This is a genomic window from Janthinobacterium foliorum, from assembly GCF_978021625.1.
The window spans coordinates 1-22,213 of the sequence record NZ_CDXDQE010000024.1; the positions used below are offsets into that span (position 1 = coordinate 1).

General features: G+C 63.8%; 19 protein-coding genes. 12 read left to right on the forward strand and 7 right to left on the reverse strand.

Going from position 1 to position 22,213, the window contains the following annotated elements; genetic code table 11:
* The 5 genes from ACZ92H_RS28825 to ACZ92H_RS28845 all read left to right on the forward strand — a co-directional run.
* Window positions 1-356, forward strand: a 356-nt coding sequence (locus tag ACZ92H_RS28825; protein WP_465051911.1) for a carbohydrate porin, incomplete at its 5' end; no start/stop codon positions are given.
* Window positions 357-599: 243 nt separating this feature from the next.
* Entirely contained in the window at window positions 600-1,853 is a 1,254-nt protein-coding gene (locus ACZ92H_RS28830) for an ABC transporter substrate-binding protein (protein ID WP_092802208.1), read from the forward strand.
* 128 nt (window positions 1,854-1,981) lie between these two features.
* Window positions 1,982-2,866, forward strand: a complete 885-nt coding sequence (locus ACZ92H_RS28835) for a carbohydrate ABC transporter permease (protein ID WP_092802211.1) — start codon at window positions 1,982-1,984, stop codon at window positions 2,864-2,866.
* Window positions 2,863-3,732, forward strand: a complete 870-nt coding sequence (locus tag ACZ92H_RS28840) for a carbohydrate ABC transporter permease (RefSeq protein WP_131376846.1) — start codon at window positions 2,863-2,865, stop codon at window positions 3,730-3,732. The genes ACZ92H_RS28835 and ACZ92H_RS28840 overlap by 4 nt, the downstream gene beginning before the upstream one ends.
* Before the next feature lie 9 nt (window positions 3,733-3,741).
* The gene (locus ACZ92H_RS28845) at window positions 3,742-4,851 is read left to right on the forward strand and encodes an ABC transporter ATP-binding protein (RefSeq protein WP_465051910.1); all 1,110 of its coding nucleotides are present in this window, start codon (window positions 3,742-3,744) and stop codon (window positions 4,849-4,851) included.
* Window positions 4,852-4,917: 66 nt separating this feature from the next.
* On the opposite strand, the gene ACZ92H_RS28850 is transcribed toward ACZ92H_RS28845, so the two are convergent.
* The 3 genes from ACZ92H_RS28850 to ACZ92H_RS28860 all read right to left on the reverse strand — a co-directional run bounded on the left by ACZ92H_RS28850 (window position 4,918) and on the right by ACZ92H_RS28860 (window position 8,406).
* Complete coding sequence (locus ACZ92H_RS28850; RefSeq protein WP_465051909.1) at window positions 4,918-6,522, reverse strand: ParB/Srx family N-terminal domain-containing protein; 1,605 nt, start codon at window positions 6,520-6,522, stop codon at window positions 4,918-4,920.
* 113 nt (window positions 6,523-6,635) lie between these two features.
* Entirely contained in the window at window positions 6,636-7,676 is a 1,041-nt protein-coding gene (locus ACZ92H_RS28855) for a ParB/Srx family N-terminal domain-containing protein (RefSeq protein ID WP_465051908.1), read from the reverse strand.
* An 88-nt stretch (window positions 7,677-7,764) separates the two neighbouring features.
* Window positions 7,765-8,406, reverse strand: coding sequence for a TetR/AcrR family transcriptional regulator (locus tag ACZ92H_RS28860; protein ID WP_465051907.1), 642 nt, complete (start codon window positions 8,404-8,406; stop codon window positions 7,765-7,767).
* Window positions 8,407-8,530: 124 nt separating this feature from the next.
* On the opposite strand from ACZ92H_RS28860, the gene ACZ92H_RS28865 reads away from it, so the two are divergent.
* Window positions 8,531-9,919, forward strand: a complete 1,389-nt coding sequence (locus ACZ92H_RS28865) for an MFS transporter (protein ID WP_465051913.1) — start codon at window positions 8,531-8,533, stop codon at window positions 9,917-9,919.
* A 3-nt stretch (window positions 9,920-9,922) separates the two neighbouring features.
* Here the strand turns inward: ACZ92H_RS28865 and ACZ92H_RS28870 are convergent, their stop codons facing one another.
* The 4 genes from ACZ92H_RS28870 to ACZ92H_RS28885 form a co-directional block, all read right to left on the reverse strand.
* On the reverse strand, window positions 9,923-11,140 hold the full coding sequence (locus ACZ92H_RS28870) for a hypothetical protein (protein ID WP_465051906.1): 1,218 nt from the start codon (window positions 11,138-11,140) through the stop codon (window positions 9,923-9,925).
* 291 nt (window positions 11,141-11,431) lie between these two features.
* On the reverse strand, window positions 11,432-12,454 hold the full coding sequence (locus tag ACZ92H_RS28875; RefSeq protein WP_465051905.1) for a Gfo/Idh/MocA family oxidoreductase: 1,023 nt from the start codon (window positions 12,452-12,454) through the stop codon (window positions 11,432-11,434).
* Between the two features lie 28 nt (window positions 12,455-12,482).
* Complete coding sequence (gene iolG / locus ACZ92H_RS28880) at window positions 12,483-13,469, reverse strand: inositol 2-dehydrogenase (RefSeq protein ID WP_465051912.1); 987 nt, start codon at window positions 13,467-13,469, stop codon at window positions 12,483-12,485.
* The gene (locus ACZ92H_RS28885; protein WP_131376828.1) at window positions 13,462-14,328 is read right to left on the reverse strand and encodes a MurR/RpiR family transcriptional regulator; all 867 of its coding nucleotides are present in this window, start codon (window positions 14,326-14,328) and stop codon (window positions 13,462-13,464) included. The genes iolG and ACZ92H_RS28885 overlap by 8 nt, the downstream gene beginning before the upstream one ends.
* 250 nt (window positions 14,329-14,578) lie before the next feature.
* On the opposite strand from ACZ92H_RS28885, the gene ACZ92H_RS28890 reads away from it, so the two are divergent.
* The 6 genes from ACZ92H_RS28890 to iolE form a co-directional block, all read left to right on the forward strand.
* Entirely contained in the window at window positions 14,579-15,628 is a 1,050-nt protein-coding gene (locus tag ACZ92H_RS28890) for a sugar ABC transporter substrate-binding protein (RefSeq protein ID WP_131376825.1), read from the forward strand.
* Window positions 15,629-15,813: 185 nt separating this feature from the next.
* Window positions 15,814-16,950, forward strand: coding sequence for an ABC transporter permease (locus ACZ92H_RS28895; protein WP_131377423.1), 1,137 nt, complete (start codon window positions 15,814-15,816; stop codon window positions 16,948-16,950).
* A gap of 3 nt (window positions 16,951-16,953) precedes the next feature.
* Entirely contained in the window at window positions 16,954-17,739 is a 786-nt protein-coding gene (locus ACZ92H_RS28900) for an ATP-binding cassette domain-containing protein (RefSeq protein ID WP_131376822.1), read from the forward strand.
* Window positions 17,740-17,747: 8 nt separating this feature from the next.
* Window positions 17,748-19,694 carry a bifunctional 5-dehydro-2-deoxygluconokinase/5-dehydro-2-deoxyphosphogluconate aldolase gene (locus ACZ92H_RS28905; protein ID WP_465051904.1) on the forward strand — a complete coding sequence of 649 codons (1,947 nt, stop codon included), beginning with the start codon at window positions 17,748-17,750 and terminating at the stop codon, window positions 19,692-19,694.
* Window positions 19,691-21,532 carry a 3D-(3,5/4)-trihydroxycyclohexane-1,2-dione acylhydrolase (decyclizing) gene (iolD, locus tag ACZ92H_RS28910; protein ID WP_465051903.1) on the forward strand — a complete coding sequence of 614 codons (1,842 nt, stop codon included), beginning with the start codon at window positions 19,691-19,693 and terminating at the stop codon, window positions 21,530-21,532. The genes ACZ92H_RS28905 and iolD overlap by 4 nt, the downstream gene beginning before the upstream one ends.
* On the forward strand, window positions 21,529-22,213 hold a 685-nt coding region (iolE, locus tag ACZ92H_RS28915), incomplete at its 3' end, for a myo-inosose-2 dehydratase (RefSeq protein WP_465051902.1). The genes iolD and iolE, both read left to right, overlap by 4 nt.

Below are 22,213 nucleotides of genomic sequence, written 5' to 3' on the forward strand. Positions count from 1 at the left end.
CCCTGTGGCAAAAAGACGAGTCGAACGCCAACGGTTCCTCGACCTGGACCTCGGTCGGCGTGCGTCCCGTGTACGCGTTCACCAACAACTTCAAGCTGGTGGGCGAACTGGGCACGGACCGGGTGACCCAAGCGGGCGGCCTGCCGGCCAAGCGTTTGACCAAGCTGACCATCGCGCCGACGATCTCGGCTGGGCCTGGCCTGTGGTCGCGTCCCGAGCTGCGCGCTTTCGTGACCTACGGCAAATGGAACGATGCGGCCACGGCCTCGGTCAACGCGGCCAACAACGGCGGCCCGATCTACAACAACAATACCAGCGGCACGTCCTACGGCTTCCAGGTGGAAACCTGGTTCTAAGTTAACTGGCGTTGTAAGTCTAGCTCAACCTGGCGCATCCTTCGCGGATGCGTTTTTGGCGCCGTCCCGTGATATAAATACAATGTAGTCATGTCATGGATCACGGCGCCGTCTTTATACCAAGATGATGCCCGTTAGCAAGCGGGTCTGAGCACAAGAGCGCCGGCACAGGCGCACATTTCACCTTTTTCGGCCCCGTATGCCGAAGCCCCCTAAAAGCTTGATCAAAAAAGGAATGTGGAGATGAAACTGAAATTCAAGATTACCCAACTGGCCGCATTGACCACCCTGGCATTCGCCGGCAGCGCATTCGCGACCGACGTGGAAGTGCTGCATTACTGGACGTCCGGCGGCGAAGCCAAGTCCGTGGGCCAGTTGCAGCAAATCGTGAAAGAAAGCGGCTTTGGCTGGAAAGACTTCGCCGTGGCCGGCGGCGCTGGCGAAAACGCCGCGACCGCGCTGAAGACCCGCGTCATTTCCGGCAATCCTCCTACGGCTGCCCAGATCAAGGGCCCGTCGATCCAGGAGTGGGGCGCCGAAGGCGTGCTGGCCAATATCGATGATGCCGCCATTCCCGGCAAATGGGATGCCGTGCTGCCGAAAGTCGTCGCCGACATCATGAAATACAAGGGCCATTACGTCGCCGCGCCCGTCAACGTCCACCGCGTCAACTGGATGTGGGTCAATCCGGAAGTGCTGAAAAAAGCCGGCGTGGCGACCACGCCAACGACCTGGCCTGCCTTCTTCGAAGCGGCCGAAAAGATCAAGAAATCGGGCGGCATCGCGATCGCCCACGGCGGCCAGCCATGGCAGGACGCCACCGTGTTTGAGTCGGTCGCGCTGGGCGTGGGCGGCACGGAGTTCTACAAGAAAGCCATCCTCAAGCTGGACCAGAAGGAATTGACGGGTCCGACCATGCTCAAGGTGTTCGACACCCTGGGCAAGGTCAAGACCTACATCGACAAGGATGCGGCAGGCCGCGACTGGAACCTGGCGACGGCCATGGTCATCAACAACAAGGCCGGCTTCCAGTTCATGGGCGACTGGGCCAAGGGCGAATTCACGGCCGCCGGCAAAGTGCCTGGCAAGGATTACCTGTGCGTGGCCGCGCCTGGCACGGACAAGGCTTACACCTTCAACATCGACTCGTTTGCCATGTTCACGCAAAAGGATGCGAATGCGAAGAAAGGGCAGATCGCCCTGGCCAACGCCATCATGAATCCGAAGTTCCAGTCGATCTTTAACCTGAACAAGGGTTCCATCCCCGTGCGTTCCGGCGTATCGAAAGACAAGTTCGACGCTTGCGCCCTGAAATCGATGGAAGACATGGACGCCACCAACAAGACTGGCGCGCTGGTGCCGTCGTTCGCCCACGGCATGGCCCTGCCTTCGGCCACGCAAGGCGCGATTTTCGACGTCGTCGCCAAGTTCATGAACACCAACATGAGCTCGAAAGATGCGGTTGCCGAGCTGGCCAAAGCGGCAAAAGTGAAGTAATCGGCACGGGGCGCCCGCTGGCGCATGTGTAACTCCCCCTACACGTGCGCCAGCGCGGCGCCTTGCTGCAGCTTGGCGGTCGCCGGTTACGCCGGCGCCACTCACCGTTCTACTTCTACGGCTGTCCTATGTCCTTACGCAAGCATTTCGACCGATGGATACCACAGATGGTGCTGGGCCCTACGCTCATCGCCAGCCTGATCTTCGTCTATGGTTTTATCTTTTTGACCGGTTGGCTGTCGCTGACCGAATCGCGGCTGATGCCGAACTACGAGTTCGCCGGCCTGGTGCAATACTACGAGCTGTTCGACAATGAGCGCTGGTGGACCTCGCTCAAGAACCTGGGCATCTTCGGTGTCCTGTTCATCGGTTGCAGCATCGCCATCGGCCTGTTCCTGGCGATCCTGCTGGACCAGAAAATCCGCGCCGAAGGCGCGCTGCGCGCCATCTACCTGTATCCGATGGCGCTGTCCTTCATCGTTACCGGCACGGCCTGGAAATGGATGCTCAATCCCAGCCTGGGGCTGGAAAAAGTCATGCACGACTGGGGCTGGACCTCGTTCACCTTCGACTGGCTGGTGAACTCCGACATGGCCATCTACACGGTGGTGATCGCCGGCGTGTGGCAGTCGTCCGGCTTCGTCATGGCCCTGTTCCTGGCCGGCCTGCGCGGCATCGATGACGAGATCATCAAGGCGGCGCAGGTCGACGGCGCATCCCTGCCGACGATCTACTGGCGCATCGTGATTCCCGCCATGCGGCCCGTGTTCTTCAGCGTGCTGCTGATCCTGGCGCATATCGCCATCAAGAGCTTCGACCTGGTCATCGCATTGACGGCTGGCGGACCTGGCAACTCGTCGTCGGTGCCGGCCATCTTCATGTACCAGTTTTCCTTCACCCGCGGCCAGCTGGGCCTGGGCTCGGCATCGGCAATGATGATGCTGGCCACCATCGTGGCCGTGCTCGTGCCGCTGATGTACCTGGAAACGCGCAGCGCAAAGGCGATGAGATGACACACACACGCAACAACCGGCTCACCCTCGGACGGGTGGTTTTATATCTGCTGCTGATACTGTTCGCGGTGTATTACATCGTGCCCCTGTACGTGACCCTGTCGACGTCGTTCAAGTCGCTCGACGAGATCCGCAGCGGCAACCTGCTGGCCTTGCCGCACGTGTGGCAGTTCGATTCCTGGGCCAAGGCCTGGAATTCGGCCTGCACGGGCGTCACCTGCGACGGCATGCAGCCGTTCTTCTGGAACTCGATCAAGATGGTGATTCCCGCCGTGCTGATCTCGACCTTCCTGGGCGCCTTCAACGGCTATGTCTTCGCGCACTGGCGTTTCCGCGGTTCCGAGGCGCTGTTCGCCGCCTTGCTGGTGGGCTGCTTCATTCCCTTCCAGGTGGTGATCCTGCCGATGGCGCGCCTGCTGGGCGAATTCGGCCTGGCCAATACGACCACGGGCCTGGTCTTCGTCCACGTGGTGTACGGCACGGCGTTCACGACCCTGTTCTTCCGTAATTACTACATCGGCGTGCCGGAAGAGTTGATCAAGGCGGCCCGCATCGACGGCGCCGGCTTCTTCCTGATCTTCCGCAAGATCGTGCTGCCGATTTCGGGTCCGATCTTCGTCGTCTGCATCATCTGGCAATTCACGCAGATCTGGAACGACTTCCTGTTCGGGATTGTCTTCGCCAGCGGCGATTCGCAGCCGATCACGGTGGGATTGAACAATCTGGTCAACACGTCCACGGGCGTGAAGGAATACAACGTCAACATGGCCGCCGCGGTGATTGCCGCGCTGCCGACCCTGCTGGTCTATCTGGTCGCAGGCCGTTATTTTGTGCGCGGCCTGACCGCAGGCGCAGTCAAAGGTTAAGGAAAGAATATGTCCAGTTTATCGATACGCAGCATCCGCAAGGTATACACGAATGGCGTCGAAGTCCTGAAAGGCATCGACATCGACATCAAGGATGGCCAGTTCCTGATCCTCGTCGGCGGCTCCGGCTCCGGCAAATCGACCCTGCTCAACATGGTGGCCGGCCTGGAAAGCGTCACCTCGGGCGAAATCCTCATCGACGGCAAGGTGGTCAACGACTTGCCGCCGAAGGACCGCGACATCGCCATGGTGTTCCAGTCGTACGCGCTGTACCCGTCGATGACGGTGCGCGAGAACATCGCCTTCGGCTTGAACGTGAAGAAAGTGCCGAAGGCCGAGCAGGAAGAAATCGTCGCCCGCGTCGCCGAAACCCTGCAGATCACGCACTTGCTGGACCGCCGTCCGGCGCAGCTGTCGGGCGGCCAGCGCCAGCGCGTGGCCATGGGCCGCGCCATCTCGCGCAAGCCGTCGCTGTTCCTGTTCGACGAACCGCTGTCGAACCTGGACGCCAAGCTGCGCGTGGAAATGCGCGCCGAGATCAAGCTGCTGCACCAGCGCCTGAAGGCGACCATCGTGTACGTCACGCATGACCAGATCGAGGCGATGACGATGGGCGATTTGATCGCCGTGATGAAGGATGGGGTGGTGCAGCAACTGGGCACGCCGCAGGAGATCTACGACAATCCGGCCAACCTGTTCGTGGCCGGCTTCATCGGCTCGCCGTCGATGAACTTCATCACCGTCAAGCCGCAAATCGAGGGCAATGGCGTGTTTGTCGCCGTCGAGAACGCGGGCCGCAGCCTGCGCCTGGCCCTGCCATTCGCCGCCGACAAGCTGCGCGGCTATGCGGGCCGCGACGTGATCCTGGGCGTGCGTCCGGAACAGATCACGGACATGAGCAGCGCGCACGGCGACGTGGGCCAGGAACTGGGCTGCCTGATCGACCTGGTGGAGCCGACCGGCCCCGATACCCTGCTGACGACGCGCCTGAACGGCGCCGCCGTGACGTGCCGCACGCATCCGCGCGAAGCCGTGCTGCCGGGGCAGACCATGCAGCTGTCGTTCAACCTGTCGAAGGCGGCCATGTTTGATCCGGCCAACGGCGAACGCATCGCCTGAGCGTTGACTGCATAAAAACGGCCCGCCTGTCAGCTGACAGGCGGGCCGTTGTCGTTTGCGCCGCTGTTATTTCGCCAGCGATTTTTTATACGCGATGGAATAGCTCAGCTTGCCCGTCGGCGTGACCAGGTCGTCCAGCGCCGCCTGGCTGAAGACGCCCGTCCAGCCCAGCGCCTGTGCCGTCACGCCGCTGCTGACGATGTCGCCCGCCTTCAGGGCCGCCATCGCCAGCGAGGCCGTCTTGATGGTCGCCATGTAGCTGGCGGCGTCGCGCGTGTCCGTCTTGGCCAGGTCGATGGCGGCCTGCTTGCGCAGCCAGTCGGCCCAGTAGAATTCGAGAAATTCCGTGGAAGTCGACGGCACCACGTAGCCGGCGTCGCGCGTGAAGTAGACGAGGGCGCGGTACGGGTCGTTGCCCAGCGCTTGCAGGCCGATGGATGCCGGCAGCTGGCTGGTGGCGATGGCCTTGTTGCTGCCATCCTTGAGCCAGACCTTGTTGACCTTTTTCATCTGCGCCCAGAAATCGTATTCATTGAGCTTGCTGAAATTGTCCGTCACCTTGACCCAGACTTTCAGCTGGTGGTTCTGGCCATTGTCGGCGTCCCAGAAGGCGCTGAACGTGTGGTGGCCGTCCGTCAGGTACAGCGTGCCGTTCGGGCCGATGACGACGGTCTTCATGTCGCCCGGCTTGGTGCCGACGGCAGACTTGCACTGGAAGGTGGCGGGCGGACTGATCAGGGTGGCGCCGGCCACGTTGGCCGTTTTCGTCACCACGTCGTCCTGGCCGTTGGCTTCGCACAGCTCGGCAAATTTCTTTGGCTTGTTGGTCTTGGCCATGATCTGGTCTTCCGCGCCATAGCGGCCCAGCTTGTAGTAGATCTGGTCGTAGCCGACGGCCGGCTGGGTAGGGCGCAGTTCATCGAGGGACACTTGCAGGAAGACGGGCGCCGTATCGGTGCCGGCGGCCGTGGCGGCCAGGATCTGCTGGCGCGCGCTGAGCACGGGCGGCGTTTCCAGCACGCTCTTGCCGGTGGCCAGCGGCGCGCCGCCATTGATGATTTGCGCGACGATGCTGCCGCTGGCATTGACGATGTCGATATCGGCGCCGCTTTGCTTGACTTGCAGGTTATCGAGCAGGACGTCGGCCGGGTCCTTGCTGTCGGGCGTCAGGGCGCCGTTGACGAAATCATAGGTGGCCGCCATGCCCAGGGTTTGCAACGGTGCCGCCAGGGCCGCGCCCAGCTGCGACTGCGCCGCTTGCAGCCTGGCCGCATCGATGGCGGCCAGGCTGGCCGCCGGCGCAGTGGCCGGCGTGCTGCCCAGCAGCTGCATGGCGATGACGGAGGTCAGCGGCGTCAGGTTGACGGTTTTTTCCTTCAGCGAGACGGCGTACAGCACGTCGCCGCTGGCGGTGGTGGTGGTAATGAGGAACGGGGCCTTCGCGCCCGCGCTGATGGCGATGTTGACCTTGCCGCTGGCATCCGTCGCGCTGGTGCCGACCTTGTCCTTGTTGGCGTCATACACATTGATGACCCTGCCTGCGACCGCCTTGCCCGTGGCGGCGACGACGCTGACGATGCGGGCCGGGGCGATGGACTCGCCGTTGCCGGCAGGGGTGTCGCTGCCGCCACAGGCGGCCAGGCTGGCGCCCAGTGCGATGGCGATGGTCATGGATAAGGTTGTGCGGCGAAGGCGATTGTTGTACATGGTGTCCCGTGATGTCGGCATAAAAAGTGCCGACATGCTAGCGGGCGCAGATGTCAGGATGATGACATGCGGGAAAGTCACCGGTGTTGCAGCGACTTGCGGTGGTCGATCGCGTAGGCCAGCTTACCCTTGCCCTGCGCCAGTTCATCGAGCGTCTCGCGGTCGACCTTGTCCAGCGCGCCGAGGTCGCCGGCGCGCTTGCCATTGCTGACCATGTCATCGGGGCCGAGCGCCACCATCGCTTGCGCGGCCAGCCCGATGGCATGGATGTAGGCGGCCGGATCGAGCAGGTTGACGCGCGCCAGGTCCAGCACGGGTTTGTTGCGCAGCCAGTCGGCCCAATAGAATTCGAGGAATTCCGTGGCGCGGTCGGGCGGTTCGTAGCCCACGCCGCGCGTGAAGTAGACGAGCGAGCGGTACGGATCGTCGCCCAGCGATTGCAGGCTGACGGACGCCGGCAGCTGCTGCGGCGTGATGGGCTGGTCCTGGCCATTTTTCAGCCATACCTTGTTTTCCTCGCGCATGCGCGTCCAGAACGCCGCGTCGTCCAGGGCGCTGAAATTGTCGCTGACCTTGACCCAGACTTTCAGCTGCCCGTTGCGCCCGCCGTCGGCATCGCGGAAGGTGGAAAAGGTGTGGTGGCCATCCGTCAGGTAGACGCTGCCGCGCGGACCGATGACGACGGTCTTCATGTCGTCCGGGCGGCTGCCCACGGCTGCCTTGCAGCGGTAGCCGGCCGGCGGGGCGGCAAGCGTGGCGCCGGCCACATTCGCCGTGCCCGGCACGACATCGCCCTGGCCATTGGCTTCGCACAGGTCGGCGAATTTTCTCGGCTTGGCAATATCGGCGATGTGCTTTTCTTCAGCCGCATAGCGCCCCAGCTTGTAGTACACCTGGTCGTAGCCGATGGCCGGCTGCGTCGGATGCAGTTCCGCCAGGCTCACCTGCAGAATGCGGGGATGGGCGGCGCTGCCCACGACTGTCGCCATCAGCGCCTGCTGGCGCGCGCTCGGTGCCGGCAAGGTAGCCGCATCGCCGGCCAGCGCCGGCGGCAGGAAGGTTGCGCTGCAGGCCAGGCCCAGCAGCAGGGCAGGGATGCGGGAAAGAATCCTGATCATGGCCATCGTCTCCAAAACCACAGTATGGGCGGCGCGGCACGCCGCCGCTTGATGCCGCGCAGGCGCGGTCCACCATCGCTGCGCGCCGTCAGCGGCCCAGCATGCGCAGGCAGGCGTCGGCCACCTCGGCGGCAAACGCGCTGCTGTCTTCCAGCTGGGCGGCGATGGCGTCGTCCGTCACGCCATGCACGGCCGAGTAAATCATCAGAGCCGCCAGGCGCGGCTGCGGCAAGGGCCACGCGCCCGCCGCCGCGCCGCCTGCGAGAATGGCCCCCAGCTGCGCCAGGATGGCGTTCTTGTCGGGATTGTCCGCCGCAGCGATGCCGACGCTGCGCCGGTGGCTCGTGTAGACGATGTCGTGCAGCCGCCAGGTCGCCAGGTAGGTGGCCACATTCGCCTGCACCCACGCGCGCAGCCGGCCTTCCCAGTCGTGCGGCATGCACAGGCCGACGGCCGCTTCCAGGCTGGCCAGGAAACGGGCCGTGTAGCGCGCGGCCAGCGCCGCCAGCATCTCGTGCTTGGACGGGAAATAATGATAGAAGGTGCCTTTCGCCACGCCGGCCAGGGCGGTGATGTCGCTGACGGTGGTCGCCTCCACGCCCTGCTCCAGGAATAGCCGCTCGGCGGCGGCCATCAATTCATCGAGGCGCACTTCGGCCGGCTTGGTGCGGGGACGTGCGGGCGCCGGCGCGGCGGCGGCATCGGGCAGGGCGGGGCGGGTCGTGGTCATGCGCCCAGTATAAGTGAAGCGCGGGCGCCGCCCAAGCCCCCGCTGCGCGACGCTGGCAAATTTAATTGACTGACGGTCAGTCGATATATATCATGGAAGTGAACCCATGAATTGGAGACATGCCATGCAGCGCTATCGCCGCGCGGCCCTGGTGGCCGCGGCCTACCTGGGCACCTTTCTCGCCTCGCTCGACATCAGCATCGTCAACGTGGCCTTGCCGACGCTGCAAATGGCGCTGGCCACCGACATGGCGGGCTTGCAGTGGGTGATCAATGCGTATGCGCTGTGCCTGTCGGCCTGCATGCTGTCGGCCGGGCCGCTGGGCGACCGGCATGGCCACAAGCGCATCTGGCTGTGGGGCGTGGCCCTGTTTACAGCCGGCTCACTGCTGTGCGCGCTGGCCGCCAGCCTGCCGCTGCTGCTGGCGGGGCGCGCCGTGCAGGGCGTGGCAGGGGCCTTGCTGATCCCGGGCGCCATGCCCATCCTCAGCCATGCCTTTCCCGATCCGCGCGAGCGGGCGCACGTGATCGGCGGCTGGTCGGCCTTCAGTGCGTTGGCGCTGATCCTGGGGCCGCTGCTGGGCGGCATGCTGCTGCAGGCCACGGGCTGGCAAAGCATCTTCCTCATCAATCTTCCGCTGGGCTTGCTCGCCATGCTGCTGGGCGCATGGGGCATCCCGGAGCGCCATTATCGCGGGCAGGCGGCGCTGGACCGGACGGGTCAGGTGCTCAGCATCGTCTGGCTGGGCGCGCTTACCTATGGCTTGATCGCGCTGGGCGAGCCAGGCGAGCGGGGCGGACTCGGCGGCATGCAGGCCTGGCTGCCGCTGGCCGTGTCGCTGCTGGCCTGCATCGCCTTCCTGGCCGTCGAAGCGCGCGCGCCGCGCCCCTTGCTGCCACTGCAGCTGTTCCGCGACCGCACCTTTGCGCTGGTCAACCTGGCGTCGCTGGTGCTGGGTTTTGCCTGTTACAGCAGCCTGTTTTTCTTTTCGCTGTACCTGCAGCAAATCCAGGGCTGGCCGGCGGCGGCCAGCGGCTGGCGCATGCTGCCGCAGTTCGCGGCCATGGCCATCGTTTCCCTGTGCTTTGGCCGCATCAGCCGCCGTATCCCGCTGCGGCGGCTGATGCTGGCGGGCTATGTGCTGGCGGGACTGGTGCTGCTGGCCACGGCGACCCTGGCGCCGCGCACGTCCTACGCCATCGTCGGCAGCCTGTTCTTTTTGCTGGGCGTGGCCATGGGACTGGCCGTGCCGGCCACCGGGCTGCTGGCGATGGCCAGCGTGGAGGGCGGGCGTGCCGGGCTGGCGTCGGCCATCATGAATGCCTTGCGCCAGGCAGGCATGACCCTGGGCGTGGCCGTGCTGGGCAGCGTGATGAGCGTGCGCGCCGCCGCCCTGCTGGAGCGGGCGGGGCCGGTTGCGGCGCAGGGTGCCGGCTTTCAGCTGGCCATGCTGCTGGCGGGACTGGCGTGCCTGGCCGTGGCCTTGCCGCTGTACTGGCTGCCGCCCAAATAAGGCTCAGGCAAGCAGGCCGCTGGGCACGCGGGGCGAGGACATCAAATCGCGGAAGGCGGCCCAGTGCTCGGCGCGCGTCGCGCCCTGGCGCGTCACATATGCTTTCGCCATGTCCTGGCCCAGATTGTAATTGATGACGTAAGCGCCCATGGCGTCGTAGAACTGCAGGCGCTGCGCGGATTTTTCGGCCGGATACAGGCGCACGTTGACCAGCCATTCCAGTGCCTGCTCCCGCGTCAGGCTGCCTTCCAGGTATTGGCGGGCGATGTCGTTGTCCGCGTAGCCGAGCTTGGCCAGCAAGCCGTTCAGCTGCGCGTAGCGGGGCGCCAGCGCCGGGTCCAGGCCGGCCAGCGGGTACAGCACCTGCTGCTCGAAAGCCAGCCGCTCCGCATCCGTGAAACTCAGCTCGATGCCGTAATTGGCCGTGCCTTCGGCGATCAAGGATTGCGGAGAATAGAGCGGATAGATGCAGTATTCCATCCAGCCCCTGGCGCGCACCAGGTTGCGTTCGAGCAGCACATTGTAGACGTGGTGGCCCGGATAGGCTTCGTGGCAGCCGAGGTCGACGGCGCGGTCGATATACACAGGCAAATCCGTATTGATCTGGATCACGCTCTGGTAGTTGCCCTTGTACCAGTTGTAGCCGCTCCACGGCTTGTCGCTGACAAATTCCAGCACAAAATCTTCTTCCTCGGGCAGGGCGATGTACTGCAAGGTGCGCTCGCGGCCGGCGCGGATGGCCGCATCCATGACGGCGCGCAGCTTGTCGGCGGGAATGACGAATTGCGCGCGGAAGGCGTTGACCCGGTCGCTCAGCGCGCCGCCGCCCGGCAGCAGGGCGGCGATTTCCGCCACCAGCGCCTCGTAATACGCGCGGTCGTGGCGGGGCGAGACGGCGTCGTACAGGCGCGCGCTTTGCGTATCGAAATCCAGGTGCGCGCCTTGCAGCATGTCCGCCTTGGCTTGCACGGCTTGCAACTGCTTGCGCAGATTGATGGCGCGCAGGCAGTGTTCATCCGCCAGCAGGGCCAGCGCCGCGCTCGCGGCAGCGTGGATATCGCGCAAACTCTGTGGCCGGGCGTTCGCCTGCTCCTGCCAGGCGGGCGGGCCGTAATACGCATCGACATACGAGGCGTCGTGCTGGCCCATGGCCAGGACCAGCTTGACGTAGCGTTCGGCCACATCGGCAAGGAGGGGAGTGTTGCTGTCGTTATGCGTCATGGCGGCAGGGTTTTTCGCAGTTGGGCAGCGCTTATTGTATAGCGCAATCGGATGCGCGTGAGGCGTGTATGCGTCACATCATTTCGTTACAGTCACTGGGGAAACGCATCTTGATATGGCTCAGTGAACCCGGCATTCACGGCCTGCGCTTCGTGCTTTGGCGGCAAGATGGCGTGGTCGTCTTTTTATATGCAGGCGTGATTTTCTTCTTGATCTTTCTTCGTTTGCTGGAACCCAGGCAGCCCGAACGTCCATTTTCCCGTGCCGGCTGCCTGAGCTGCTTGCAGACGGCTAGAATTCCACCGCCCGCCCCGCGCGCATGGCTTGCGTCATGGCCAGGCCGATGCGCGTCGCTTCCGTCGCGTCATGCAAGGTCAAGGACAGGGTGCGCCGGCCCAGCGCCGCATCCGTGAACTCCTGCGCCTCGATCAAAAAGGCGTCGGCGAAGCGGGCGTAGAAGTCCGGCGTGCATTCATTGCGCACGCCATGCGCATCCGAAATTTCCACCCGGTTCAGGCGCGGATTGCTGCCCACGGCCAGGCGTCCGCTCGTGCCGAACACTTCCGTCAAGGTTTCATGCCCGTGCGCCATGGTGCGCGACGCCATGAAACTGGCCATGCTGCCATCGGAAAACTCCACCGTCGCCAGGCCGTTGTCGACGTCGCCGAATGCCTGCAAGCCCGTGTGGATGGCATTGGTGCCGCTCGCATACACGCGCTTGGGCACGGGATTGCCCAGCAGCCAGCGGGCCAGGTCGATGTCGTGCACGCTGCAATCGAGGAAGATGCCGCCGCTGGTGGGGGCGAAGCGCATGAAGGCGCCGCTGGGGTCGTTCTGGTCGCACGTCTGCGAACGCACGAGATAGGGCTTGCCGATCAGGTTTTGGGCGATCTTTTGCTGTGCGTCATGGTAGCTGGCATCGAAGCGCCGCACGAAACCGATCATGACGGTCAGTTGCGGGTGGCGCGCCGCTTCCGCTTCCACCTTCAGGCAGTCGGCCAGATCCAGCGACAGCGGCTTTTCGCAAAACACATGCTTGCCAGCGCGCAAGGCGGCGATGATCTGCTCCGCGTGCAGCGAGGTGGGCGTGACGAGGAAGACGGCGTCCAGGCCCGGGTGGGCCAGCAGCGCCTCATAGTCGGCGTAGCCGGTGGTGATGCCCAGCTGGCTGGCGGCCCAGTCCAGTTCCGCTTGCACGGGGCTGCAGGCGGCCACTACCTGTGCGTTCGGCACGCGCTGCGCCAGGTTGATGGCATGGCGCTGGCCCAGGCGGCCCAGGCCGACGATGCCGACTTTTAATGTTGGGGATGACATGCTGTCTCCAGATATTTTTATTGTTGAGTTATAAGGTGACCACGCGCTGTTCGCGCCACGACAAGGTGGCCGCTTCGGCCAGTTCCAGCGCCTTCAAGCCATCGTGGACGGTGGTGCGCAGCGGCGTGCCGTGGCTGAGGGCGTCAAAGAAGTGCGCCATCTCCTGCGCGTAGGCATGGCGGTAGCGTTCCAGGAAAAAATCTTCCGGCTTGTCCACGCTGACATTCACGGGACCATACGCAGTCACTTCCGTCGGCTTGTGGTTGCCCGCCTGTAGCATGCCCTTGCTGCCCAGCACTTCAAAGCGCTGGTCGTAGCCGTAGGCGGCGCGGCGCGACGCGTTGATCTGGCACACGCGGCCCCTGGCCGTGCGGATGGTGACGACTGCCGTGTCCAGGTCGCCCGCCTCGCCGATGGCCGGGTCGACCAGGCAGCTGCCCGTCGCATGCACGCTGACGGCTTCATCGTCGAGTATCCAGCGGAAGATGTCGAAGTCATGGATCAGCATATCCTTGAAGATGCCGCCCGACACCTTGATGTAGCTGACGGGCGGCGGGCCAGGGTCGCGGCTGGTGACGACCAGCAATTCCGGCGTGCCGATCTCGCCCGCTTCCAGGCGCGTCTTGACGGCATTGAAGGTGGGGTCGTAGCGGCGCTGGAAGCCCAGCATGCACAAGACCTTGGCTTCCTTGACGGCGGCAGCGCAGGCGCGCGCGCGGTCTATCGTCAAATCGACGGGTTTTTCGCAAAAAATGGCCTTGCCGGCGGCGGCCGAGCGCAGGATCAGGTCCGCGTGCGTGTCCGTGCTGGAAGCGATGACGACGGCCTTGACGGCGGGGTCGGCCAGCGCCGCTTCCACCGTGGCGCTGCTGCCGCCATGCTGGGCTGCCAGCGCGGATGCCGCTTCCTCGTTGACGTCGACCACGTACTTGAACTGCACGCCGGGTTGCGCGGCCAGGTTGGCCGCATGGATTTTGCCGATACGTCCGGCGCCGAACAACGCTACTTCAATCATCATGTTCTCCTGGGGTGTGGATTTCTTCGATGTCGAGCTCTAGTTTGTAAGCCAGCGCGATGAACAGCGCCTGGCACAGGCAGATGGTGCTGGTCAGCGAGCGGAAGGCGAAGGCGCTGCCCTCGGTGACGGTGAGCAGCGCGTCGGCGGCCCGCGCGAGCGGGGCCAGCTTGCTGTCGGTAATCACCAGGACCTTGGCGCCCTTGTCCTGCGCCGCCTTGATGCACTGCTGGGTTTCCTTGCCGTAAGGCGAGAAACTGATGGCGATCGCCACATCGCGTTCGCGCACGCTGCGCATCTGTTCGCGGTGCATGCCGCCCAGTCCGCTGATCAGGTGCACGCGCTTGTCCGTGTGTTCCAGCGCGTAGGCGATGTAGGAGGCGATCGGGAAGGACCGGCGCACGCCGATCACATAGATATTTTCCGCTTTCAGCAGCAGGTTGACGGCCGCTTCCAGCTGCGCGTCGTCGAGGCCGGCGGCCAGGTCATCGAGGCCGGCGCGGCTGGCGCCGACGAATTCGCGCGTCAGGTCGCCTGCGCTGAGGGCCGCGTCGCGCGTGGAAATGAGCTTGCGGATGCGCTGCTGGTAGTCGGGCGTGGCGCCGGCCTGGTCCGTATAAGCCTGGCGGAACACGTCCTGCATTTCGGAAAAGCCCGTGTAGCCGAAGCGCTGCGCGAAGCGCACGATGGCCGACGGCTGCACGTCGCAGGCGCTGGCGATGTCGCTGATGCGTTCGAGCATCAGGCTGGCCCGGTGTTTCTCGATGTACTGGGCGATGACTTTCAACTGGCGCGACAGCTTGTCGTACTCGGCGGCGATGTGCTGCATCAGTTGTTCGATGGGGGCGGTGGCTGCCATGATTTTTTTCCTTGGTATGCTTGCTGGGCCATGCCATTGGCACGGCTGGTTCTGGCGAGAATTATAGGAGGGAATGCTGAAAATAGAAACGAATTTCTATTTAAATTTAATTTGAAAATTTTATTGCATTTGTCTTTTTTGTGGCCTAAGCTGTGCGCAGTGCATCGGTTTGCGTGCCGCAAGGCCAGGCCGGTGACACCCTTCATAAAAAGCGCGCAACTATAAAAATTAATCCGTCTAGGAGACATTCATGCACAGCAATAAAAGCAAGGGTTTACTGAAGTGTCTGGCCATCGCCAGCCTGGGTCTGGGCCTGGGATTGAGCGCCGGCGCCAGCCAGGCGGCCGGCGAGAAATTCGTCCTCGTCAGCCATGCCCCCGATTCTGATTCCTGGTGGAACACCATCAAGAACGCCATCAAACAGGCAGGCGAGGATTTCAACGTCACCGTCGACTACCGCAATCCGCCGAATGGCGACCTGGCCGACATGGCGCGCCTGATCGAGCAATCGGCCGCGCGCAACTACGATGGCTTGATCGCCGACATCGCCGACTTCAGCGTGCTGCAAAAACCGCTGGGTACGGTAGTGGCCAAGAAAATCATGCTCGTCACCATCAATTCGGGCACCCTGGCGCAAAGCGAACAACTGAAAGCCATCATGCACGTGGGCCAGCCCGAATATGACGCGGGCCTGGGTGCCGGCAAGCGCGCCAAGGAAGCGGGCATCAAGTCCTTCGTGTGCGTGAACCACTATGCGATGAATGCCTCGTCGTTTGAACGCTGCCGCGGCTTTGCCGATGCCCTGGGCGTGGACTTCAAGTCGTCCACGCTCGACACCAACGGCGTCGACCCTGGCGTGATCGAGAGCAAGGTCAGCGCCTATTTGCGCAGCAATCCGAAAACCCAGGCCGTGCTGGCGCTGGGACCGGACTCGGCGCCGCCGGCCATGCGCGCCGTCGAAAAGATGGGCTTGAAAGGCAAGATGTACTTTGCCACCTTCGACCTGTCGGAAGAAATTACCAAGGGCATCAAGGATGGCAGCATCCAGTTCGCCATCGACCAGCAGCCCTACCTGCAAGGCTACATTCCCGTTGCCGTCATGGCCATCATGAAGCAGCAAAAGACCACCGATCTGGCGAAAGTCAAAGCCATCCTGATCGCCAATCCGAAGTACCAGGCACGCCTGGCGGAATACGGCTTGACGCCCATCTATGGCCCGCGCCACATCAGCTCCGGTCCTGGTTTCGTGACCAAGGACAACATCGCCAAGGTCGAGAAGTACGCCGGCCAGTACCGCTAACCCTTCAGTAGCCAGCGCCTCCACCGCCGCCGCACCGCGTTTCTGCGGGCGGCGGCCGGGCGGAACACGCCCGGCGCCAGCGATGCTGGCAGGAAAGTAATTGACATCGGTAGCAGGAATTGTTGCAAGTATTACTAAAAGGAATTTGTATGACTGCGCTCAAATCCAGCCTGGCTAGCCCCGGCATGAATCCTCCCCCGCCTTCGGGCGCCTCCAGCAAGCCAGTGCCACCTGCCGCCGACGAGCGCGTGGGCACGACGAGCTGGGTCAAACGGTTTTTCGGCCGCCCCGAGTTCGCCTCGATTTCCGGCGCGGTGCTCGTGTTTGCCTTCTTCGTCATCACGGCCGGCGATTCCGGCATGTTCAACCTCGATGGCGTCGTCAACTGGATGCAGGTGGCATCCTACCTGGGCATCATCGCCATCGGCGCCTGCCTGCTGATGATCGCCGGTGAATTCGACCTGTCCATCGGCTCCATGATCGGCTTTGCCGGCATGATGATCGCCATCCCGACGATCTATTTCCACTGGCCGCTGTGGGCCGCCATCGTGTTCGCGTTCGCCGGTTCCATGGCGCTGGGCTGGCTCAACGGCTACATCGTCATCAAGACGCGCTTGCCGTCGTTCATCGTCACACTGGCCTTCCTCTTCATCCTGCGCGGCCTGACCCTGGCCCTGTCGATCATGTTTGCCAACCGCACCATCGTCAGCGGCGTGGGCGACCTGGCGGCGCAGGACTGGCTGGCCAGCCTGCTGTTTCACGGCAACGTTGCCTCGGGCTTGTTCCACTGGATGGGCACGCATGGCTGGATCGCCGTGCTCGACGATGGCTCGCCGCTGGTCAAGGGCATTCCCAAAGTCATCGTCTGGTGGCTGGTGCTGGCCGCCGGCGCCGCGTTTGTCCTGTCGCGCACGCGTTTCGGCAACTGGATGTTCGCCGTGGGCGGCGACGCCAATGCGGCCAAGAATGTGGGCGTGCCGGTGCGCAAGGTGAAGATTTCCCTGTTTGTCTTCACGGCCTTCTGCGCCTGCCTGTTTGCCACCTTGCAAGTATGCGACGTGGGATCGGCCGCCGCCGACCGCGGCATGCAAAAGGAATTCGAAGCCATCATCGCAGCCGTCATCGGCGGCGCCTTGCTGACGGGCGGCTACGGTTCCGTCGTCGGCGCCTGCTTCGGCGCGCTGATCTTCGGCGTGGTGCAGATCGGCATCACGTACACCAACATCAATTCGGACTGGTTCCGCGTCTTCCTCGGCGTGATGCTGCTGATCGCCGTGCTGTTCAATAACTTTGTACGCTCACGCGTCACGGAAGCGAGATAAATCATGAGCGAGCATATTCTTGCCCTGGAAAATGTCAGCAAGCGCTTCGGCTCCGTGCTGGCCTTGCAGAACATCACCATGCGCTTGCGCGAGGGGGAGGTTCATTGTTTGCTGGGCGACAACGGCGCCGGCAAGTCCACCCTGATCAAGACCCTGGCCGGCGTGCACAAGCCGACGGACGGCCAGTACCTGGTCGACGGCCAGCCCGTCGTCTTCAATTCGCCCAGCGAAGCGCTGGACATGGGCGTGGCCACCGTTTACCAGGACCTGGCGCTGGTGCCGCTCTTGTCTGTGGCGCGCAATTTCTTCATGGGCCGCGAGCCGATGAAAAAGCTGCTGGGCCTGGTACCCGTGATGGATATCGACTACGCGGCCGAGACGGCGCGCGCCAAGCTGGCCGAGATGGGCATCATGGTGCGCGACCCGCACCAGGCCATCGGCACCATGTCCGGCGGCGAAAAACAGTGCCTGGCCATTGCCCGCGCCATCCACTTTGGCGCCCGCGTGCTGATCCTCGACGAGCCGACGGCCGCCCTGGGCGTGAAACAGTCGTTCAATGTGCTCAAGCTGATCTACAAGGCGCGCGAACGGGGCATTTCCGTGATCTTCATCACGCACAATGTGCACCATGCGTATCCGGTCGGCGACTCGTTCACGTTGTTGAACCGGGGCAAGTCGCTGGGCACCTTCACCAAGGATACGGTGAGCAAGGATGCCTTGCTGGACATGATGGCGGGCGGCGCGGAAATGCAAACGCTGATGGCTGAACTCGACGGTGTCACGATTTAAGGATAACCATGAATAATTCCACACAATTTGCCCAGGGCCGGGCGCTGGACGTGATCTGCCTGGGCCGCCTGGCGGTGGACCTGTACGCGCAGCAGATCGGCAGCCCGCTGGAAGATGTCAGCAGCTTTGCCAAGTACCTGGGCGGCTCGTCCGCCAACATCGCCTTCGGCACGGCCCGCCTGGGCCTCAAATCGGCCATGCTGTCCAAGGTGGGCGACGACCACATGGGACGTTTTTTGACGGACACCTTGTCGAAAGAGGGCTGCGACGTCAGCCACGTGGGCATCGACCGCGACCGTTTGACGGCCCTGGTGATGCTGGGCATCAAGGATAAAAACACCTTTCCCCTGATTTTTTACCGCGACAATTGCGCCGACATGGCCATCGAAGCGTCCACCGTCGACGCCGCCTTTATCGCGTCGAGCAAGGCGCTGTTGATCACCGGCACGCATTTCTCGACCAGCGCCATGCACGCCGTCAGCACGCAGGCCTTGCAGCTGGCGCGTGCCAACAATGTGCGCACCGTGCTCGACATCGATTACCGGCCCGTGCTGTGGGGCTTGTCCGGCAAGGCGGACGGCGAAACGCGTTTCGTCTCGAACGACGGCGTCACGCAACATTTGCAAGGCATCCTGCCGCAATTCGACCTGGTGGTGGGCACGGAAGAGGAATTCATGATCGCCGGCGGCGGCGCCGACATCATGGCCAGCCTGCGCGCCGTGCGTGCCGCCACCCTGGCCACCCTGGTCGTCAAGCGGGGGCCGCTGGGCAGCGCCGTGATCGACAGCGTGGTGCCGCAGAGCCTGGACGATGCCTATAACTATCGTGGCGTACGCGTCGAGGTGCTCAATGTGCTGGGCGCGGGCGACGCCTTCATTTCCGGCTTTTTAAAAGGCTGGCTGCGCGGCGAAGGCTACGAAGCCTGCTGCCGCTATGCGAATGCCTGCGGCGCGCTGGTCGTGTCGCGCCACGCTTGCGCGCCGGCCATGCCGTCGCCCGTCGAGCTCGACTATTTCCTGGTCAACGCGGCCAGGCTCACGCAACCGGACCAGGATGCCACCCTGGCGCGCCTGCACCGCACGACGGTGGCGCGCAAGCAGTGGGATGAACTGTGCGTGTTTGCCTTTGACCACCGCACGCAATTCTTTGAACTGGCGCAACAGGCGGGCGCATCCGAGTCGCGCATCGCCGCCTTGAAACAGCTGATGGTGCAAGCCGTGGCGCAGACGGAAACGGCTTTGAAATTGGGCGGCAAGACGGGGGTGCTGATCGATGGCCGCTATGGCGTCGACGCCCTCAACGATGCGACGGGCCGGGGCTGGTGGATAGGCCGTCCCGTGGAATTGCCGGGATCGAACCCGCTGCAGTTCGACTGGGGCCGTTCCATCGGCTCGCACCTGGTCAGCTGGCCGAAGGAGCATGTCATTAAATGCCTGGTGCAGCTGCATCCGGACGACGCCGTGGAAAACCGCCTGGAACAGGAAGCGCAGATCAAGGCCCTGTACGATGCGGCGCAAGTGAGCGGCCACGAACTCTTGCTCGAAGTCATACCGTCCGATGCCTTGCCGCATGGCGACGACACGGTCTTGCGCGCCGTCAAGCGCCTGTACAACCTGGGCATTTACCCGGAATGGTGGAAGCTGGAAAGCATGACGGCCCAGCAATGGCAAGCCATCGATGCGCTGGTGCAGGAGCGCGATCCGTATTGCCGTGGCGTAGTATTGCTGGGCTTGAACGCCCCCATCGAGGCGCTGGCCGCCAGTTTCGAGCAAGCCAGTGCCAGCAGCACCTGTCGCGGCTTCATGGTGGGACGCACCATCTTCCAGGAACCGAGCCGGCGCTGGCTGGCGGGCGAACTCGACGACGCGGGCCTGATCGCCGCCGTGCGCGCCAACTTCGAGCAACTCATCGTGCTGTGGCAGCGCACGCGCCACCGCCTGGAGCGTGCGGCATGAAGACTTCCCCGCACAACACCATCCGCCTGACCATGGCGCAGGCCTTGGTCCGTTATCTGGCCGCCTTGCGCACGGAAGAGGGCGTCCCTTTGTTCGGCGGCGCCTTTGCCATCTTTGGCCACGGTAACGTGGCGGGCCTGGGCGAGGCGCTGTACCAGTACCGCGAGCAGTTTCCCACGTTCCGCGCCCACAACGAACAGGCGATGGCGCATGCGGCCATTGCCTATGCGAAAGCGCACATGCGCCGGCGCATGCTGGCCGTCACCAGCTCCATCGGTCCCGGCGCCACCAATTTGCTCACCGCCGCCGCCCTGGCCCACGTGAACCGCCTGCCCGTGCTGCTCCTGCCCGGCGACGTGTTCGTCTCGCGCGCGCCGGACCCGGTGCTGCAGCAGCTGGAAGATGCGTCCGACGGCAGCGTCTCCGTCAACGATGCCTTCAAGCCGCTGTCGCGCTATTTCGACCGCATCGTGTATCCGGAGCAATTGCTGACGGCCTTGCCACGGGCGATCGCCGCCTTGACGGACCCGGCCGCCTGCGGTCCCGTCACCTTGTCGCTGCCGCAAGACGTGCAGACCATGGCGTATGATTATCCGGAAGAATTCTTTACGCCGCGCACCGTGCGTTTCCGCGCCGTGCCCGCTGTCGAACAGGAACTGGAAGAAGCGGCCGCCTTGCTGAAACATGCGAAACAGCCGCTGATCGTCGCCGGCGGCGGCGTGCTGTACGGCCAGGCCAGCGCCGCCTTGCAGGCGTTTGCCGAGCGCCACGGCATCCCCGTGGCGGAAACCCAGGCGGGCAAGAGCAGTCTGCCGTGGGACCACCCGCTGCAGCTGGGCGCCATCGGCGTCACGGGTTCGCCTGCCGCGAACAGTCTGGCGGCCGATGCGGACGTGGTGCTGGCCGTGGGCACGCGCTTGCAGGATTTCACGACGGGCTCGAATTCCCTGTTTGCGCAGGCGCAACTGGTGAGCCTGAACGTCAACCATTTTGATGCGCTGAAACGCCGTGGCCTGGGCCTGCAGGCGGATGCGGCACTGGGCTTGCAGGGTCTGTCGCGGCACCTGGGCAGCTGGAACAGCGCGGGCCAGTGGCTGGACCGGGCACAGCAGGCGGGCCATGCCTGGCGCGACACCGTGCTGGCGATCACGGGCAAACGGGACGTCGCCGGCTTGCCGTATGACGGCGAAGTCATCGGCGCCGTGCAGCGCTCGGCACCGGATTCCACCACCCGCGACATCGTCGTCTGCGCGGCGGGCACCTTGCCGGCCGAACTGCATAAACTGTGGCGCACCTCCACGCCGGGCGGCTACCACATGGAATACGGCTACTCCTGCATGGGCTATGAAATCGCCGGCGGCCTGGGCGTCAAGATGGCGAAACCGGAATCGGAAGTCATCGTCATGGTGGGCGACGGCAGCTACCTGATGATGAATTCGGAAATCGCCACTTCCGTCATGCTGGAGAAAAAACTCATCATCGTCGTGCTGGACAACCGGGGTTACGGCTGCATCAACCGCCTGCAGCAGGCGTGCGGCAACGCGTCGTTCAACAACATGCTGCCCGACAGCGCCCCGCGCATCGATTTCGCCCTGCATGCGCGGTCGCTGGGCGCGCTGTCCGAGCACGTGGCCAGCATCGCCGAACTGGAACAAGCCATGCTGCGCGCCCGGGACGCTTCGCGCACCTATCTGATCTGCATCAACACGGACGCCACGCGCACGACAGAAGAGGGCGGCTGCTGGTGGGAAGTGGCCGTGCCCGAGGTCTCCACCCAGCCCGGCGTGCAGCTTGCCCGCGCCCGTTATGAACTTGACCGCCAAGGACAACAACAATGAACGCACCAACATGGAATGTGAAGATCGGCATCAACCCGATCTCGTGGATGAACGACGATTTGCCGTCGCTGGGCGGCGAGACGCCTTTGGCGACGGCGCTGAAGGAAGGCGCGGAGATCGGCTACGCCGGCTTTGAGCTGGGCAACAAGTTTCCCAAGGATGCCGCGGCCCTGAACGCCGTGCTGGGCAAATATCATCTCGCCTGCGTCTCCGGCTGGTATTCGGGCCGCCTGGTGCACAGGTCGGTCGAGGAAGAGATTGCAGCAGTCCAATCGCATCTGCGCCTGCTGGCTGACAGCGGCGCCACCGTCATGGTGTATGGCGAAGTGGCGGACGCCATCCAGGGCGAAGCGCGCCCGTTATATAAGCGCCCGCGCTTCCAGACGCAGCAGCAATGGCAGGCATACGCGGACAAGTTGACGGCCTTTGCCGCGCATTTGCTGGCGCACGGCGTGCGCCTGGCGTATCACCACCACATGGGCGCCTACGTGGAAACGCCGGCCGACGTGGATCAGTTGATGGCCTTGACGGGGCCGGAAGTGGGCTTGCTGTTTGACACGGGCCACATCACCTTTGCCGGCGGCGACGCGCTGGCGGTGCTGAACAAGCATATCGCCCGCATCTGCCATGTGCATTGCAAGGACGTGCGGCCGAATGTCGTGAAGCTGGCGAAGAATGGCC

Bases quoted from the DNA above. Each gene is read 5' to 3' on its own strand.
- ACZ92H_RS28875 (WP_465051905.1), bottom strand. From the start codon at position 12,454: ATGTCATCCCCAACATTAAAAGTCGGCATCGTCGGCCTGGGCCGCCTG.
- ACZ92H_RS28885 (WP_131376828.1), bottom strand. From the start codon at position 14,328: ATGGCAGCCACCGCCCCCATCGAACAACTGATGCAGCACATCGCCGCC.
- iolG (WP_465051912.1), bottom strand. From the start codon at position 13,469: ATGATTGAAGTAGCGTTGTTCGGCGCCGGACGTATCGGCAAAATCCAT.
- ACZ92H_RS28835 (WP_092802211.1), top strand. From the start codon at position 1,982: ATGTCCTTACGCAAGCATTTCGACCGATGGATACCACAGATGGTGCTG.
- ACZ92H_RS28890 (WP_131376825.1), top strand. From the start codon at position 14,579: ATGCACAGCAATAAAAGCAAGGGTTTACTGAAGTGTCTGGCCATCGCC.
- ACZ92H_RS28900 (WP_131376822.1), top strand. From the start codon at position 16,954: ATGAGCGAGCATATTCTTGCCCTGGAAAATGTCAGCAAGCGCTTCGGC.
- ACZ92H_RS28830 (WP_092802208.1), top strand. From the start codon at position 600: ATGAAACTGAAATTCAAGATTACCCAACTGGCCGCATTGACCACCCTG.
- ACZ92H_RS28840 (WP_131376846.1), top strand. From the start codon at position 2,863: ATGACACACACACGCAACAACCGGCTCACCCTCGGACGGGTGGTTTTA.
- iolD (WP_465051903.1), top strand. From the start codon at position 19,691: ATGAAGACTTCCCCGCACAACACCATCCGCCTGACCATGGCGCAGGCC.
- ACZ92H_RS28895 (WP_131377423.1), top strand. From the start codon at position 15,814: ATGAATCCTCCCCCGCCTTCGGGCGCCTCCAGCAAGCCAGTGCCACCT.
- ACZ92H_RS28870 (WP_465051906.1), bottom strand. From the start codon at position 11,140: ATGACGCATAACGACAGCAACACTCCCCTCCTTGCCGATGTGGCCGAA.
- ACZ92H_RS28860 (WP_465051907.1), bottom strand. From the start codon at position 8,406: ATGACCACGACCCGCCCCGCCCTGCCCGATGCCGCCGCCGCGCCGGCG.
- ACZ92H_RS28850 (WP_465051909.1), bottom strand. From the start codon at position 6,522: ATGACCATCGCCATCGCACTGGGCGCCAGCCTGGCCGCCTGTGGCGGC.
- ACZ92H_RS28845 (WP_465051910.1), top strand. From the start codon at position 3,742: ATGTCCAGTTTATCGATACGCAGCATCCGCAAGGTATACACGAATGGC.
- ACZ92H_RS28855 (WP_465051908.1), bottom strand. From the start codon at position 7,676: ATGATCAGGATTCTTTCCCGCATCCCTGCCCTGCTGCTGGGCCTGGCC.
- ACZ92H_RS28905 (WP_465051904.1), top strand. From the start codon at position 17,748: ATGAATAATTCCACACAATTTGCCCAGGGCCGGGCGCTGGACGTGATC.
- ACZ92H_RS28865 (WP_465051913.1), top strand. From the start codon at position 8,531: ATGCAGCGCTATCGCCGCGCGGCCCTGGTGGCCGCGGCCTACCTGGGC.